General features: G+C 50.0%; 16 protein-coding genes. 10 read left to right on the top strand and 6 right to left on the bottom strand.

Going from position 1 to position 14,395, the window contains the following annotated elements:
* Nucleotides 1-9 precede the first annotated feature (9 nt).
* The 3 genes from K3G39_RS12055 to K3G39_RS12065 all read left to right on the top strand — a co-directional run bounded on the left by K3G39_RS12055 (nucleotide 10) and on the right by K3G39_RS12065 (nucleotide 3,943).
* Complete coding sequence (locus K3G39_RS12055; RefSeq protein WP_220626427.1) at nucleotides 10-1,254, top strand: ABC transporter permease; 1,245 nt, start codon at nucleotides 10-12, stop codon at nucleotides 1,252-1,254.
* Nucleotides 1,255-1,551: 297 nt separating this feature from the next.
* Nucleotides 1,552-2,802 (top strand): ABC transporter permease, encoded by a 1,251-nt coding sequence (locus K3G39_RS12060; protein WP_220626428.1) that lies wholly within the window; start codon nucleotides 1,552-1,554, stop codon nucleotides 2,800-2,802.
* A gap of 43 nt (nucleotides 2,803-2,845) precedes the next feature.
* On the top strand, nucleotides 2,846-3,943 hold the full coding sequence (locus tag K3G39_RS12065) for an efflux RND transporter periplasmic adaptor subunit (RefSeq protein WP_220626429.1): 1,098 nt from the start codon (nucleotides 2,846-2,848) through the stop codon (nucleotides 3,941-3,943).
* Between the two features lie 52 nt (nucleotides 3,944-3,995).
* Here K3G39_RS12065 and K3G39_RS12070 read toward each other — a convergent pair whose 3' ends face one another.
* Nucleotides 3,996-4,586, bottom strand: coding sequence for a membrane-associated protein (locus tag K3G39_RS12070; RefSeq protein WP_220626430.1), 591 nt, complete (start codon nucleotides 4,584-4,586; stop codon nucleotides 3,996-3,998).
* Between the two features lie 163 nt (nucleotides 4,587-4,749).
* Here K3G39_RS12070 and K3G39_RS12075 point away from each other — a divergent pair, with 163 nt between their 5' ends.
* Nucleotides 4,750-5,247, top strand: coding sequence for a CHRD domain-containing protein (locus tag K3G39_RS12075; protein ID WP_220626431.1), 498 nt, complete (start codon nucleotides 4,750-4,752; stop codon nucleotides 5,245-5,247).
* Nucleotides 5,248-5,340: 93 nt separating this feature from the next.
* Entirely contained in the window at nucleotides 5,341-5,820 is a 480-nt protein-coding gene (locus K3G39_RS12080; RefSeq protein WP_220626432.1) for a GNAT family N-acetyltransferase, read from the top strand.
* A 27-nt stretch (nucleotides 5,821-5,847) separates the two neighbouring features.
* Here the strand turns inward: K3G39_RS12080 and K3G39_RS12085 are convergent, their stop codons facing one another.
* Complete coding sequence (locus K3G39_RS12085) at nucleotides 5,848-6,408, bottom strand: DUF4864 domain-containing protein (RefSeq protein WP_220626433.1); 561 nt, start codon at nucleotides 6,406-6,408, stop codon at nucleotides 5,848-5,850.
* 139 nt (nucleotides 6,409-6,547) lie between these two features.
* Here K3G39_RS12085 and K3G39_RS12090 point away from each other — a divergent pair, with 139 nt between their 5' ends.
* The 5 genes from K3G39_RS12090 (at nucleotide 6,548) to K3G39_RS12110 (ending at nucleotide 9,947) form a co-directional block, all read left to right on the top strand.
* On the top strand, nucleotides 6,548-7,339 hold the full coding sequence (locus tag K3G39_RS12090) for a phosphatase PAP2 family protein (RefSeq protein WP_220626434.1): 792 nt from the start codon (nucleotides 6,548-6,550) through the stop codon (nucleotides 7,337-7,339).
* Between the two features lie 65 nt (nucleotides 7,340-7,404).
* Nucleotides 7,405-8,175 carry a zinc dependent phospholipase C family protein gene (locus tag K3G39_RS12095; protein WP_220626435.1) on the top strand — a complete coding sequence of 257 codons (771 nt, stop codon included), beginning with the start codon at nucleotides 7,405-7,407 and terminating at the stop codon, nucleotides 8,173-8,175.
* A gap of 12 nt (nucleotides 8,176-8,187) precedes the next feature.
* Nucleotides 8,188-8,664, top strand: coding sequence for a hypothetical protein (locus K3G39_RS12100; protein WP_220626436.1), 477 nt, complete (start codon nucleotides 8,188-8,190; stop codon nucleotides 8,662-8,664).
* 251 nt (nucleotides 8,665-8,915) lie between these two features.
* A complete protein-coding gene (locus tag K3G39_RS12105) occupies nucleotides 8,916-9,362 on the top strand; it encodes a hypothetical protein (protein WP_220626437.1) in 447 nt (148 codons plus the stop codon).
* 138 nt (nucleotides 9,363-9,500) lie between these two features.
* Nucleotides 9,501-9,947, top strand: coding sequence for a hypothetical protein (locus K3G39_RS12110; protein WP_220626438.1), 447 nt, complete (start codon nucleotides 9,501-9,503; stop codon nucleotides 9,945-9,947).
* 46 nt (nucleotides 9,948-9,993) lie between these two features.
* Here the strand turns inward: K3G39_RS12110 and K3G39_RS12115 are convergent, their stop codons facing one another.
* From K3G39_RS12115 to K3G39_RS12130, 4 genes are all read right to left on the bottom strand, one after another.
* The gene (locus K3G39_RS12115) at nucleotides 9,994-11,508 is read right to left on the bottom strand and encodes an HTTM domain-containing protein (protein WP_220626439.1); all 1,515 of its coding nucleotides are present in this window, start codon (nucleotides 11,506-11,508) and stop codon (nucleotides 9,994-9,996) included.
* A gap of 90 nt (nucleotides 11,509-11,598) precedes the next feature.
* Nucleotides 11,599-12,144, bottom strand: coding sequence for a hypothetical protein (locus tag K3G39_RS12120; RefSeq protein ID WP_220626440.1), 546 nt, complete (start codon nucleotides 12,142-12,144; stop codon nucleotides 11,599-11,601).
* Between the two features lie 172 nt (nucleotides 12,145-12,316).
* The gene (locus K3G39_RS12125; RefSeq protein ID WP_220626441.1) at nucleotides 12,317-13,681 is read right to left on the bottom strand and encodes a lysophospholipid acyltransferase family protein; all 1,365 of its coding nucleotides are present in this window, start codon (nucleotides 13,679-13,681) and stop codon (nucleotides 12,317-12,319) included.
* A 169-nt stretch (nucleotides 13,682-13,850) separates the two neighbouring features.
* On the bottom strand, nucleotides 13,851-14,249 hold the full coding sequence (locus tag K3G39_RS12130) for a hypothetical protein (RefSeq protein WP_220626442.1): 399 nt from the start codon (nucleotides 14,247-14,249) through the stop codon (nucleotides 13,851-13,853).
* Nucleotides 14,250-14,395: the final 146 nt, after the last annotated feature.

The following is a 14,395-nucleotide window of genomic DNA, read 5'->3' on the forward strand; positions in this document are numbered from 1 at the left end:
ATCAAGTAGATGTTCGACCTAGACAAATGGCAGGAGATAATCGGGACGATGCAGAAAAACAAGCTGCGTACGTTCCTGACCGCTTTTGGCGTGTTCTGGGGCATCTTTATGCTGGTGCTTTTGCTGGGTGCGGGCAAGGGATTGGAGAACGGCGTGTACAACCGTTTCGGGGCCGGAGCCAAGAATAGTATCTACGTCTGGACCGGCAAAACGGCACTGGCCCACCAAGGCATGTCGCCGGGGCGCGAGATAAAACTGACCAATCAGGATATAGCGTCAGTGCACCGCGATGTGGATAATGTGCAGCTACTCTCGCCCCGCAACCGGGTGATGGGGGAGTATACCATCAATTACAGAACCCAAAACGGCTCTTACCAAGTGTTTGGTGCCGAGCCGGGTTTCCTGAAAATAAATGGCGAAATTCCGTTCAGAGGCCGTTTGCTCAACGACATCGACGAGCGTGAGAAGCGCAAAGTCGTCGTGATCGGTGATCAGGTGAGCAAAGTGCTGTTCGGAGAGGCCGATCCGGTGGGCGAGTACGTCAACATTAAGGGTATACATTTTAAGGTAGTAGGCACCTTTAAGATGCGCGGCAATAACAGCAGCCGTCGCGAAGAGCGGGCTTATATCCCTTTCTCGACCTTACAGGCTGCCTTTAACCAACCTAACCAGGTGCAGATGATGGCGCTGGTGGCAGAGCCCGGCGTGAGCGCCAAAGACATGGAGGGCCGTCTGCGTAATTTGCTGGCCGAGCGCCATAAATTCTCGACCGACGACAAGATGGCCATTGGGGTAGAGAATACAGAAGCGGAATTCTTGAAAGTGATGGGCCTCTTCAATGGTATCAAAATATTTGTGTGGATTGTAGGTATAGGCACCCTGATCGCCGGCATCGTGGGCGTGAGCAACATCATGCTGATCATCGTGAAAGAGCGTACCCGCGAGATCGGCGTGCGCAAGGCCTTAGGAGCTACGCCATTTTCCATTGTGAGCCTGATCCTGCAGGAGTCTGTAGTGATAACGGCTTTCTCGGGTTACTTAGGTTTGCTGGCAGGTACAGGTGTGCTCGCTGGTCTGGAATATCTGATGGAATCGTCAGGTACGGAAGCACCTTTCTTTGCCAATCCGGAGGTAGACCCCGGCGTAGCGCTGGCGGCCACTTTGGTACTGGTGATCTCCGGAGCCCTGGCCGGTCTGATGCCCGCTCTGAAAGCAGCCAGAATCAAACCGATAGAGGCGCTGAGGGCGAGTTAGAATTTTGAATGAGTGATGGAGTGGAGGAATTTGAGAGCTAGCGATTTAGTGAATGAGTGATTTTTATTTATGATTTACTAAGCGATTAAATGGAGATAAGACTATAGAACCGGTTAGTTATTCACTTGATGAATCGTGAGCATAATAATCAATCATAATTATTGTTTGCCAAAGTTTTTCTGAATCAATGACCCAATAATCAACAAAACAACTACTTATTGAATACTCACTAATTCAATTAATAAGAAATAAACAATCACTCATTCATTAAGTCACTCATTCACTCAATAAAAAAACATGATCGACATTGATAAATGGACCGAGATTTATAACACCGTAAAAAAGCACAAGCTGCGTACGGCGCTGACGGCTTTTGGGGTGTTCTGGGGCATTTTCATGTTGGTGCTTTTGCTGGGTGCGGGCAAGGGGCTGGAGAAAGGTATAACCTCTGAATTTAACGTGGCTAAAAATGCTGTGTTTGTCTGGACGCAGCGCACCAGTGTGCCTTACATGGGCCTGAAAGCGGGGCGTTTTATCCAGATGACCAACGATGATATAGACGCTATCCGGGCTTTTGTGCCCGAGGTGGGGGTGATCGCGCCGAGCAACCAGGTGCGCGGAAGCTTTTCGGTGGTGTATGGCACCAGGAGTTCTTCCTTTACCGTGAATGGCGAAACACCCGAAGTGCTGCACGTAAAGCCGACCAATATTTTGAGTGGTCGCTTCATCAACCAAAAAGATGTAGAAGAGCGTCGCAAGGTAGCGGTGGTGGGACCGCGTACCCTGGAGCTGCTGTTTGGCGAAGGAGAAGACCCGATTGGCAAGTACATCAGTATCAAAGGCATTTATTTTCAGGTGGTGGGCACTTTCAAACCGATCGGCAAGGACGAAGAAGTGGTGCAGGATGCCCAGACTATTTATATACCCAACACAACCTTGCAGCAAGCATTCAATCAGCCCAACCAGGTAAACTTCTTTGCCATGACACCAAAGCCAGGTATAGCAGCGGCCGTGGTGGAGGAAAAAGTGAAAGCCCTGTTGATGAAGCGACACAAGGTGGCCCCGACCGATTTGAAGGCCTTCGGCTCAGCTAATGTGGAGAAGGAATTTCAGGATGTGCAGGGGCTGTTTGCAGGTATAGCGGGCTTCAGTTGGCTGGTGAGCATCGGCACCATCGTGGCCGGTATCATCGGGGTAGGCAACATCATGCTGATCGTAGTGAAAGAACGGACCAAGGAAATAGGTATACGCAAGGCACTCGGCGCGACACCGCTCTCCATCGTGAGCCTGATCATTCAGGAATCCATCGTGATCACGGGTTTTGCCGGTTACATTGGATTGCTGGCAGGTACCGGGCTTATCGCGACCATCGAAGGCTTTATGGTGGATAACAATGTGCAGGCAGGATTCTTTGGTCCGCCAGAGGTGAACCCGACCGTAGCTGTAACAGCAACAATACTATTGGTGGTGGCCGGCGCTCTGGCCGGACTTATACCTGCCACCAAGGCGGCCCGTGTGAATCCGGTCGTGGCCCTGCAGGAAGAATAATTTAAGGCATCGAATTAACAAGAACATAATTGAGTATACCCCTATGAAAAAGGTTTTTATCGGACTGTTCGTAATCCTCATGCTGGCTGCATCTGTTTGGCTGGGCCGGTACTTCTACAACAAGGCCAACACCGATCCGGTTGTGTATAAAACTGAAGAGCCTTTTACCACCGACATTGTGAAGAAAACAGTGGCCACAGGGGCGATTGTGCCGCGCAAAGAGGTGGAGGTAAAGTCGCAGGTGTCGGGCATTGTGGAGGAACTGTATGTGGAGGCAGGGCAGATCGTGAAGCAGGGACAACTGTTGGCCAAGGTGAAGATTGTGCCGAACATCGTAAACGTGAACAACGCGCAGAACACACTAGAAACAGCCCGCATCAACTTCGACGAGGCTAAGCGAGAACTGGCTCGTTATCAACAGCTCTACGACCAAAAAGTGATTGCCGAACAGGAATACCGCCGCTTTAAATCAGACTACGAACTGAAGCGCGAAGCCCTGCAGTCGGCGGAGAGCAACCTGCAACTCGTGCGCGAGGGTGCTTCCAAGCGCAGCGGACAGGCTTCTAACCTGGTTTACTCCACAATCGACGGCATGCTACTAGACGTACCGGTAAAAGTGGGCACTTCCATCATCGAGCGCAACAACTTCAATGAGGGCACCTCTATCGCCACCGTGGCCGACATGCGCAGCCTGATTTTTGAAGGCAAAATCGACGAGTCGGAAGTAGGCAAGCTGAAAGAAGGTATGGACCTGCTCTTAACCATTGGTGCCATCGAAGGCCGCGTATTCAATGCCGAACTTGAGTACATTGCTCCGAAAGGCGTGCTGGAAGAAGGCTCTATTAAATTCCCTATCCGTGCCAAGGTGAAGCTCGACGAGAAAGACTTTATCCGGGCAGGGTATAGCGCCAACGCCGACATCGTACTCGACAAGCGAGAAAAAGTAATGGCGGTGAAAGAAAGTCTGCTCAAGTTCGAGAAAGACAAGTCGTTTGTAGAAGTTGAGACCGCTCCGCAGGTGTTTGAGAAACGTGAAGTGAAAACCGGTTTATCAGACGGCATCAATATAGAAGTTGTGTCAGGGCTCAAGACTTCAGAAAAAGTGAAAGTGCCGGACGCGAATGTGCCTCAGAATAGTTAATTGTTTGTTTAAGGTGAGAGGAAAAAGCGGGCTTAGCCCGCTTTTTTTATGTTCAGACAAATAGCCACAGCAGTATAAAATGCGAAGGCAGGTATACACAGATCGGGAAAAACAGCATGGATAGTGTAAAGTATAGTGCCTTAGGTATAACGGTTTGCGGTTTGCTGCCAAGACCGTATACCCAGTTCACATTCTCTTTGGGGTCGGTGAGGAAATAGCTGAGCGGCAGCACGACCCAGGTCAGTACCGTCTGGTACCAGAAAGCGCGGGTATCGTAACCCCACTCGATCAGCAACCAAATCACAATGGCCGGCAGAAATACATGGAACAGCGACAGCCCCCGCAAAAACAGGCTCTTGTCCTGATGAAACATGTAATCACTCAGGCCCAGCAGTTCTTTTCCGGTAAGCAGGCGCCCGAAATAATCGATATTCCAGACAAGCTCCAGCCCCAGCACTCCCACAGCCATCATGCTCAGTAAAAGATGATTTTCCGTCCAGAGCACAATGCCCACCGAGAACAGCGCTACATCCGAAAACCACAGAAAATTGCCCGGGCCATAGTGCTTCCAATACACTGGCACCAATACCATCAGAAATAAGGTATAGGCGATCGGCAACCAGAGAGGAATGGTGTCAGGCATGAAAACAGAAGCATTTAACCGATCATCTTATACTTCACTTCGCTACGAAAAGATGGAAAAGGTCAGCATGAGGTCTCAAATTATACCTGACCGTTAACAAAGTGCCGGTCAGGCAAGTAAAACAATACAAGGGATTGATTTATAATTGGTTAAATAGATGTTTATGAAACGTGAGGATAGAAGTGTCAGGAGGGTATTATTTTATTTTTTGGTATTGTTGAGCGGTTTTGCTTATGCCTGCGACGAGGACGATAAGAAGGATGACACGCTCCAGAGTGAGATCGAATTCACGAATGTAGGGCTGTCCGGAGAAAACGAGGTGCCGGCTGTCACTACAAATGGATTTGGCTCCCTCACCGCTACCTACGACCGGAGCACCCGGGTGCTGACGTATAATTTTAGCTGGACGCTTGGCAGCGCAGATGATAACACGTCAGCTATACACTTTCATGGTCCGGCACTTGCCACCGAGAGTGCTCCTGTCGTGATACCGATCGAAAACCACCCCACGAGCCACACCGGTTCCATGACGGGCACCACCAGGGAACTCACCCAAACAGAAGAAGAGCAATTGCTTGACGGAAAATGGTACCTGAATATACACAGCAGCACTTACCCCGACGGTGAGTTGAGGGGACAATTATTGCGTGGCGAAAACTAAGTATGAGCTGTTGCTGATGGAAATATTTTGTGGATGACCTGTTTGACAATGAGACAGGTATAGGCGTAAATTTGCAGCAAATTAGAATATCCTATGCTCTTGGCTACCACCGACGCTACCGTACAGATACTTGATTACGAGCCGCAACATGCCGGCGCCTTTCGCGCTCTCAATGAAGAGTGGATCACCCGCTATTTTGTAATGGAAGAGGCCGACTACAAATCGTTAGGCAATCCGCAAAGTTACATCATCGACAAGGGAGGCTTTATTTTGATGGCCAGCTACCAGGGCGAAATCGTAGGCACCTGCGCACTGATCAACGATGGCGATGGTGTGTACGAGTTAGCTAAAATGGCCGTGACTCCCAAAGCTCAGGGCCTGAGGATCGGAAAGCTATTAGGCGAGGCAGCCATCCGGAAAGCCCGTGAAGTTGGTGCCCGCAAGGTATACCTGGTATCAAACCGAAGATTGGAAACAGCGTTAAATCTCTACCGAAGATTGGATTTTGTAGAAGTTCCGATGCCGCCGAGCATCTACGAGCGTGCCGATATCAAAATGGAATTGCCATTGTAAAGAAGGTATAGCTGTGCAGGTATACCTTTAGATCAGGCTGGTTTGGCGGTTTACATCCTGGCGGGCAACGCCCACTGTCATCCAGCAGCCTTTATACATACCTTTTCGCTGCTTAGCCAGTATGAACAAGTAAGGTACCTGCTCCCCACCTGCTCCTTTAATAACCACCAGTTGATAGGCGGTATTATCGGTTATTACCATTTTGCCAGTTTTGTATGAAACGAAGTTGAGCATGGGGCTGTAGGCTGGGTCGCGCACCATCATCCGGAAATGGTTAAGCGGCCCGAGACTTACCCGGCTGGTTGGCGACGAAAAATTAAAAACCGTGATGATGCCACTGTCGGTCATGTCGTTTCGTTGGAGGGCATGGAGCTGTATTTTGATGACCTGGCGTGGAGAAAGTGCCTTAGAGGGCTTCAGAAACCGGGCTTTTGAGTTCATAACCGTTTTGGCTTCGTCCGAGGTGTAGCGTACATGGTCGTCCGCATTCATCTCAGGCATAGCCGGAAACTGTACCCACAGCAACACCAGCAATATGACTCCTACTCCGAGCAGGAGTTTGTCGTACATATTTTCAAACCCTCTCATGTTCAATATGTACTTTATATAGGGCTAATAAGTTGTTAATAAATCATTTTGCCGTGCGAACAGTTATTTTTTGCGGGTAAATGCGCAACCGCTTATATCAAATTGAGAGGATTGCGTATAAGAGTTGGATTTTTCCTTTATGCGTCATTTCCTCACATACCTCTTTCAATCTATACGCGGCTGGCTGGTCAGGCAACCGCTGGTGCAGCGGCTATACCTGCGGTTCCCAGGGCTTTTCCGTTTTCTGCTCCGCCGCTTCGATACCACAACTTTTATTGGCTTACCTCTGTCCATTCTATTGTTGGTCATTGGTATCAATGCGGCCTTGCTTTCTCACCTCACCGAAGATGTGATTGAATCGGAAGGGGTAGTGCATGTCGATAAAGCATTTACTGCCTTTCTCTTCAACATGCGCAGCGAGTGGCTCAGCCAGACTTTTTATGCACTTACGCAATTGGGCACGCGGGAAGCAGTGTTTGCCGTTGGCGGTCTGGCCACCATCGTGTTTTTATACAACCGGCGCTATACAGCGGTGCTGGCTTTCTGGCTGACCATGGCAGGAACCGGTCTATCGGTGCAGTACGGTAAGAAGTTCATCAGCCGCGACCGTCCCACCGATGTGGCCTTCTATCCGGAGCACAACTTTTCTTTCCCGAGCGGGCATGCCACCACTAGCATAGCGCTTTGGGGTATATTGGCCTATTTTGGGTACCGCCACCTGCACCGGAGGCGCTCGCGTAATATAGTGCTGGCCGGAGCCGGAGCATTGATTTTACTCATAGGTTTCAGCAGGATATACCTGGGCGTGCACTTTCTTTCGGATGTGCTGGCTGGCTTTCTGCTGGGCGCCATGTGGGTGCTTCTAGGGATTAGCATCGTGGAAGTGATGAGCTACCTCAGAGCCCGTAAGAAGCTGCGTACCTCTTCATAGAATATAGCCTATACACTATCTCTTTGCCAGCTTTTGCGTACAACACCTGACGCATACCTATTACGATGAACAATCGCACCCTTACAAAACTGGGCTCCCTGGCCCTGATGCTATACCTGCTGCTAACGGCAACTACCGCGCGGGCTTATGGTGTACTCACGCACCAAGCCATTATAGATGCTGCCTGGAAAGATTCTATTAAACCTCTGCTGCGCAAGCGCTTCCCCAATGCTACAGACGAAGACCTGCAGAAGGCCCATGCGCATGCCTATGGAGGCTCTATTGTGCAGGATATGGGCTACTTCCCGTTTGGTAACACGTTCTTCACAGACCTGACGCATTATGTCCAGAGTGGTGCCTTTGTAGAAAACCTGATCAAATCAGCTACTACTGTGGAAGAGTATGGCTTTGCGCTCGGCGCTTTGTCGCATTACAATGCCGATATACACGGACACTCACTCGGCACCAACAAAGCAGTGGCGCTGGTATACCCTAAGGTGAAGGCTGAGCATGGTCGGGAAGTAACGTATGCCGAAGATCCCGTGTCACATATCAAAACGGAGTTCGGGTTTGATGTACTGCAGGTAGCAAGAGGAAATTACGCATCTGAGCAATACCAGGATTTTATCGGGTTTAAGGTGTCGAAAGAACTGTTGGAACGTGCTTTTCTGGAGACGTATGGCCTCGAACTGAATGACGTGTTTATGAACGTTCCCATGGCCATCGGGACCTACCGCTATACCATTCGTGGTTTTCTGCCGGACCTGACCAAGGCCGCCTGGCAGGCCAAGCGTAGTGATATACAAGAGGCTAGTCCAGGTATAACCCAAAGCTAGTTCCGTTACCACATGAAGCGCGCTGAGTTTAACCAGACTTGGGGCACAGACTACGAAAGACCCAACCTGCTTGTTCGCTTTTCAGCCTGGATCATCAAAGTGCTCCCTAAACTAGGGCCTTTCCGTACGCTTGCCTTTAAACCACCAACTCCGGAGGCAGAAAAACTATTCTATCACAGCTTCAATACCTCCGTCGAGAATTACACAAAGCTCATAAAGCAACTCAGGCAACAAGGCCAGCTCGAACTAGACAATATGCAGCTCGACACAGGAGAGCCTACAAAGCCCGGCAATTACAAGCTTGCCGACGAAACGTACGCTGAGTTGCTGGACAAACTTGCCAAATCTGATTTCAAAAACACGAGCCCTGCGCTGCGACAAGATATTCTGAAATTCTACCAAAGCCGGATGGCGATCAAGGAAGTGGAGGAAGACGACCTGGCTGAATTGAAAGAGGATTTGGAAAAGCTGCAGGCATTTCAATTGTAGTAAGGGAACAGGCACCTGTGCTCACAGGTATAATAAAAAAATTGCCCGCACATACACCACCCAAACAGCTCACCAGCTGCTGATGCGCATATAATTATAGCGTGCCGGACTTGTGCGCACACAGGAATGTGAGCGACAATTGAAACCCTACGCCCCAAAACCCGATACATATAAGTCTGACACCCTGCATAAAAGTCCGGTTTTGGATGCATGTCAGGGTGTGCATGTGTTTAATTAAAACAAACTTACCTATGGAAAATAGAACGAATAAGAATTCGCAATCGAATCAGAATCCAACAGCTCAGAGCAGCTCACAGTCAAATATATCGAACATGGGCTCCAGCCAGTCCTCAGCTTCAAATATGGGTAGCAGCAGTCAGTCTTCTGCCAGAAACTTATCTGGAAGCAACCAGTCAGGCTCTTCAGGCAAGTCGGGTTGGATGGACACTTTCAAGAAGGAGAACCTGGATAACCTGACAGGCAAGCTGCAGGAGTTTGGCAACAACACCATGAACAAAGTGAACGGCCTGAGTACTACGCAAAAAGTAGTCGGCGGCTCTTTGCTGGCGCTGGGCGCAGGCTGGGTAGCCATGAACTCGATGAACAAAAACAAATCAGGCAATATGAGCTCTAAAGGAGCCAGCTCTCAGAACAAGCTGAACAAAAACCTGAATAAAAACCTCGGAAGCAACCGCTAATTGCTCCGTTTATAGAACTACATGGCAAAAAGCCGGGTGATCAGCCCGGCTTTTTGTTTCATGTAGGTATAGCCAACAGGCAAGTCCTGCGTATAGCAACAAAACTGACCTTAATAACTCTATGAAGAAGCGAATACTATGGAAGTAAGCAAAGCATTGGTGGGCGGTCTGGCAGGGGCCGTTGCCTTAACAATTGCACATGAAACCCTGCGCAGACTTGTGCCTGAAGCGCCCCGTATGGATGTGCTGGGCATGCGGGCCATTTCAAAGATCATGAAAAAAGCGGGTGCACAGCCGCCTGAAGGAGGTGCCCTGCGTACCTGGGCGATGGTAGGCGATGTGGTTTCAAACTCACTTTACTACAGCTTGGCCGGAGCCGGCAAAGATAGCTGGTTGCGGGGCAGTCTTCTGGGAGCCGGAGCTGGGGCAGGTGCTGTGCTATTGCCCGGCCCCATGGGCTTGGGCACTGACCCGAGTAACCGCACCAACAGTACCCGTGCCATGACAGTGGGGCTATACCTGATGGGTGGGCTGGTTGCCGCTGCCGTGGGCAGCACACTTGCCTGCGACGAAAAAAATTGCTGAGACCGGAGATAGTGGTTTCGTATTGTGCTCTGTATTTGTGCTGAGTCTACTCTGGTAGATTGGCGCAGATGCAGAGCACTTCTTTTTGGGGAGTAACCGGCTGGTAATCAGGAAGTGTAAATTCTTTCATATATACCACTTGCAGTTCTTTTACAGGATTGTCCGGATGAGCCTCGTTCCAGCGGCGCACCAGGTAATTGCAGTAGTAGGGCCTTAAGAAAGCAAATTGCACGAACAGGTAATTTTCGGAATACTTCCGCCAGCGGTCATTCTTAAACATGCTCACAACAGAGGTCGGTTTGGCGTAATCTGCCTCTTTCCCCTCACGGTTCAAATCGATAAGCTGACCATTGGCTGCCTGGCCCTCCAGCACATACCACCCATCGTCCTTAAAAACGGCCGGTGCAAACATACCCCAGCGCTGGTCAACACGTAGCAGGCTGCCAAACCAGGTGGTGGAGTCCGGCATGGCAGGCACCCGTGTAGTTGCTCCCGCCAGGTTCCACCAGATGCAGTAGATTAACACGAAAGTCACCAAACCTTCACGAACGTATTGCAACTGATTCTTAGAAAGCAGCGGCTTCTGCATACTAATCTGTAGTCGCAGTTGGGCCGGGCTTTTAAAGCTTCTGAAAATGCGCTGGAACTGACCGGAAAACGGCCTCCTGAATGATGTCAGAAACTTTTTCTCTACCCAATTCATGGCCTGAGGTGGGAGCAGACCCGAAATAGAGGCAATATTGATGAGGTAAAACAAACCGACAAACAGGGTCAGGCTGATACCAATATGGAACATGAACAGCACCCCCACCACCACAAGCCGCCATACATGATTGTAGAAAGGAATAAGCAGCAGGAAAGGAAGCAGCAGTTCAGTGTACCAGGTAGTGAGCGTCAGGAACCGGAGTAATTCCGGGTAAGGGTATATGAGTTTGCCTACCGGCATCAAAATCTGGTCAAGGCTGAGGGCGTAGTAGAGTGCGGTACCGTCGATGCTCCACTCCGGTGAGCTTTTGAGCAAAGCCGTGCAGAAGTAAACCAGAAAAATCTGCATGATGTAAGCTACTGTTGCCGCACTGAAGTAGCTGGTTTGCTGCAGCCCAAGCTTAGGAGCCTTGGTTGCATCGTAGCTGTAACATTTTCCCCATGGCAGAAACATACCCCAAAAGAGCAGCATACGGAGCAGGTCATCACCGCCTTGTGCTATAAATGTATTTCGGTTTTGGAGCGATACGAGCAGTACCCAGCTGACGATGGTGGCGGTGCGCGTCTTGTATCCAAGTAGCAAGCAAACAGCAAACACGGCAGCGATCAGAAAAAGCACGGCCTGCACCTGCCAGAGTCCGCTCAGGGTATGGAAGGAAAAATGGTAGGGATGCCAGCCAAACTGATGCAGCACATGCAGCGGCAGTACACCCATGTTGGAGTAGTGTGCCTCGAGGTCTGTGGTACGTATAGCCAGGTCAGTTATAATAATGCCAGCTACCCAAATGCGCATGATGGCCAGGGCTCGCAGGTCAACTGTAAAAACACGGCGCAGGTATTGTTGCAGTTGATGCATGGTGTTAAGCGAGGGTTATAGTTAAAAAAGCAAAAAGGCAAGGCCCCAGTAGGTGCTTGCCTTTTTACTTACAGTGTCTAAGTATACCTCCTATCGGGGAGTAGTGCCCATAGTTGTCGTTCCAGTTGTAGTGCCTGTGGTAGTACCAGTAGTAGTGCCTGTGGTTGTGCCTGTGGTTGTGCCTGTAGTCGTACCAGTTGTAGTTCCGGTAGTCGTACCAGTTGTAGTTCCGGTAGTCGTACCAGTTGTAGTTCCGGTAGTCGTACCAGTTGTAGTTCCGGTAGTCGTACCAGTAGTAGTTCCGGTAGTCGTACCAGTAGTAGTTCCGGTAGTCGTACCAGTAGTAGTTCCGGTAGTCGTACCAGTTGTTGTTCCAGTCGTCGTTCCAGTTGTAGTACCTGTGGTCGTACCAGTAGTAGTGCCAGTCGTAGTTCCGGTAGTCGTTCCAGTTGTAGTACCTGTCGTTGTCCCGGTCGTTGTCCCGGTAGTTGAGCCCGTAGTTGTTGTACCAGTAGTTGTACCATTCATATCGGTATCTGTTGCATCAGTACCGGTGGTAGTGGTATCTGCACAACCGGTCATTACCGTTGCTGCTACAAACGATAGCGCAAGCATGTTTACAAATGTCTTTTTCATAGTCCTTAAGTTTGTAATACTGTAAAAATTAGATTTCAGTATCCTATTTACGGAACTAGTGCTATTTGGATAGTTTTTTTGGGGAAATAGACCGGATAAATCCTGCTTTGTTACTAAATACAGGGCTCCCGGGACAAATATTCAGGTATAACCAAACGAATCGGAGGTAATCTTACCCGGTGCTCTGGCTGTCGTTTTGCTGGTGGAGGTACTCTTTTCTGGCGCTTTCCAGTTTTTCTATTAACTCCTGTTGCTGCCGTTTCAGGCTTTCTGCCACCGGGCTGTTGCTCATAAAGAGGCGCAGCAGCAGCCAGTGTTCCCGCACGCGCAGCAATGTATTCCAGTAGCGCAATGCCAGAAAACCCGATAGCGGCAGGCTGATCAGGTATAGCAACAGGTATAGGGCATTGGGACAGAAGTGCCACAAGGTATAGGCCTGGAGTGTATACAGCAACGGAAACGAAAAGATGCCCACCGACAACATGATCGGCGCCCTGAACTCCTGTTCCTGCGTAAGCACGTCGGCTACTTTGGAAGGTATAATATAAGCCAGGTAATTGTTGATAAGCCCGTACAGGTATAGCGGCATAGTGAGTGTCAGCAGCACAGTGCGAGCGAGCGTCTGACGGAGCAGTACGTTGTTTTCCTCCACAGTGGGGAGGTGCTGCAGGTCCAGTTCCTGAAGCTGACGGGTGTATGCCCGTATTTTATTTTGAAAGTGCTCCACCCGCACCGGTTGTGTTTCCAGGAAGTAAGCCAGGCCTTTCGCAATAGCCCTTGTCAGCAGAAAGTCGCGCACGTGGCGGGGTGCTGCAATAGGTGTTTCTGCGGCCAGCCTTCCTTTGTATACGTCCTCGATCTGCCGTATGAGTATATCCTCGTCGTCAGAAGGTGTTATCACGATCAATTTTTCCAGCTGTTGCCGTATGTGATCGGTCAGTTCGTTGACAGTACTTTTCCCGTCGTGCCGGTAACGGGACAGGTATGAAGCTACCGCAATGGGTTTGCCCACATTCACAAACACATCACTTCGGAAGCGGGTAGGGTCGGAATAGTTGAGACCTACCGGGAGTATCTGCAAGTCAGCCACCTCCGCCAGAAGCTCTACAGCACTCAGCGCCATTCGGGCCGTGCCTGTCTTGAGCTTGCGCAGGCGCCGTTCATTAAAGCTGGTCCCCTCCGGAAAGATAAGCAGCGTTTTCTGAGCTTCCAGCGCTTGGTAGCTGGCTTTGAACGTGGCTTCATTATCTACAGGTTCGTTTGGCTGGTCTTCTCTGCGGTTAATCGGGATCAGGTTCATGTGGTGGAGCAGCCAGTTATGCAGTGGAGAACTGAAGACGGTGCTCTTGGCGATGAAGTATACCTGCTGGGGAAGCAGCGAGGCGATCACGATCGGATCCATGAACGTGTTGGGGTGGTTGGCTACAACAAGCAGCGGACCACGCGCTGGCATCAGGTGGCGGTTGCGCACCACAAACCTCCGGAAGAACACCCACAGGCCCGTGCGTAAGATCAGCTTTAAAACAAGGTATAGCATATGCGCTTTTCGGGTGTGTAGGCGTACCTCACCGGGAAATGTGCCTGTGTTTAACCTACCAATATAAGCAATTTATTATAGCTGGTTGTGGCGGGAGCGGATAAAATAAAGCCTCGAAAACGGATAGCTACCTGTTTTGGATGTGACGGGCAAAACCAGGAAATGCTTCTTATTCCTCAGAAATGAGCCAGTCGTAAGCAGAGGTGAGGTCGTCGAACTCCCGGGTTTCGAAGGGGAGCGGGGAGGATTTGCTGGCAAACAACTGCTGGAACTGGCGGTTGGCAGCTGGGTCGAAGGGTTTGAGAGATGCAGAACGCCTGAGCGGGAGCTGGCTGAAAGCCTGCGTGTATACATCACGGGTCCAAGCCAGGTCATCGGGGTCGAGTGGGGTGAGTAGGCGGCTGTCCGTAATAGCATACGGCACTCCCAATTCACGGGCCAGCCTGATGAGTCTGATAAGCGCCTGCCTGTACTGCAGACTGCTGCATTTTCCATACCATTGACTCAGCAGCACATGGCTAGCCGCATGGTACTCTACGAGCAGATAATCTGTTTGGAAGTAAACCATAATATATGGTGTTAAACCGGTGAATCCCAGCCTAATGATAGTGAATAATTATGGTATAATCAATCTTTTAACAATAAAATAAAGCTATCTAAATATTGCAGTAACTCTATATTATGCAGTCCTTATCCTGTTTTTTATGGGAGCTG

The organism is Pontibacter sp. HSC-14F20, assembly GCF_019599265.1.
Classification (GTDB): Bacteria; Bacteroidota; Bacteroidia; order Cytophagales; family Hymenobacteraceae; genus Pontibacter.

Bases quoted from the DNA above. Each gene is read 5' to 3' on its own strand.
- K3G39_RS12080 (WP_220626432.1), top strand. From the start codon at position 5,341: ATGCTCTTGGCTACCACCGACGCTACCGTACAGATACTTGATTACGAG.
- K3G39_RS12085 (WP_220626433.1), bottom strand. From the start codon at position 6,408: ATGAGAGGGTTTGAAAATATGTACGACAAACTCCTGCTCGGAGTAGGA.
- K3G39_RS12120 (WP_220626440.1), bottom strand. From the start codon at position 12,144: ATGAAAAAGACATTTGTAAACATGCTTGCGCTATCGTTTGTAGCAGCA.
- K3G39_RS12090 (WP_220626434.1), top strand. From the start codon at position 6,548: ATGCGTCATTTCCTCACATACCTCTTTCAATCTATACGCGGCTGGCTG.
- K3G39_RS12060 (WP_220626428.1), top strand. From the start codon at position 1,552: ATGATCGACATTGATAAATGGACCGAGATTTATAACACCGTAAAAAAG.
- K3G39_RS12125 (WP_220626441.1), bottom strand. From the start codon at position 13,681: ATGCTATACCTTGTTTTAAAGCTGATCTTACGCACGGGCCTGTGGGTG.
- K3G39_RS12095 (WP_220626435.1), top strand. From the start codon at position 7,405: ATGAACAATCGCACCCTTACAAAACTGGGCTCCCTGGCCCTGATGCTA.
- K3G39_RS12105 (WP_220626437.1), top strand. From the start codon at position 8,916: ATGGAAAATAGAACGAATAAGAATTCGCAATCGAATCAGAATCCAACA.
- K3G39_RS12130 (WP_220626442.1), bottom strand. From the start codon at position 14,249: ATGGTTTACTTCCAAACAGATTATCTGCTCGTAGAGTACCATGCGGCT.
- K3G39_RS12065 (WP_220626429.1), top strand. From the start codon at position 2,846: ATGAAAAAGGTTTTTATCGGACTGTTCGTAATCCTCATGCTGGCTGCA.
- K3G39_RS12100 (WP_220626436.1), top strand. From the start codon at position 8,188: ATGAAGCGCGCTGAGTTTAACCAGACTTGGGGCACAGACTACGAAAGA.
- K3G39_RS12110 (WP_220626438.1), top strand. From the start codon at position 9,501: ATGGAAGTAAGCAAAGCATTGGTGGGCGGTCTGGCAGGGGCCGTTGCC.
- K3G39_RS12070 (WP_220626430.1), bottom strand. From the start codon at position 4,586: ATGCCTGACACCATTCCTCTCTGGTTGCCGATCGCCTATACCTTATTT.
- K3G39_RS12055 (WP_220626427.1), top strand. From the start codon at position 10: ATGTTCGACCTAGACAAATGGCAGGAGATAATCGGGACGATGCAGAAA.
- K3G39_RS12075 (WP_220626431.1), top strand. From the start codon at position 4,750: ATGAAACGTGAGGATAGAAGTGTCAGGAGGGTATTATTTTATTTTTTG.
- K3G39_RS12115 (WP_220626439.1), bottom strand. From the start codon at position 11,508: ATGCATCAACTGCAACAATACCTGCGCCGTGTTTTTACAGTTGACCTG.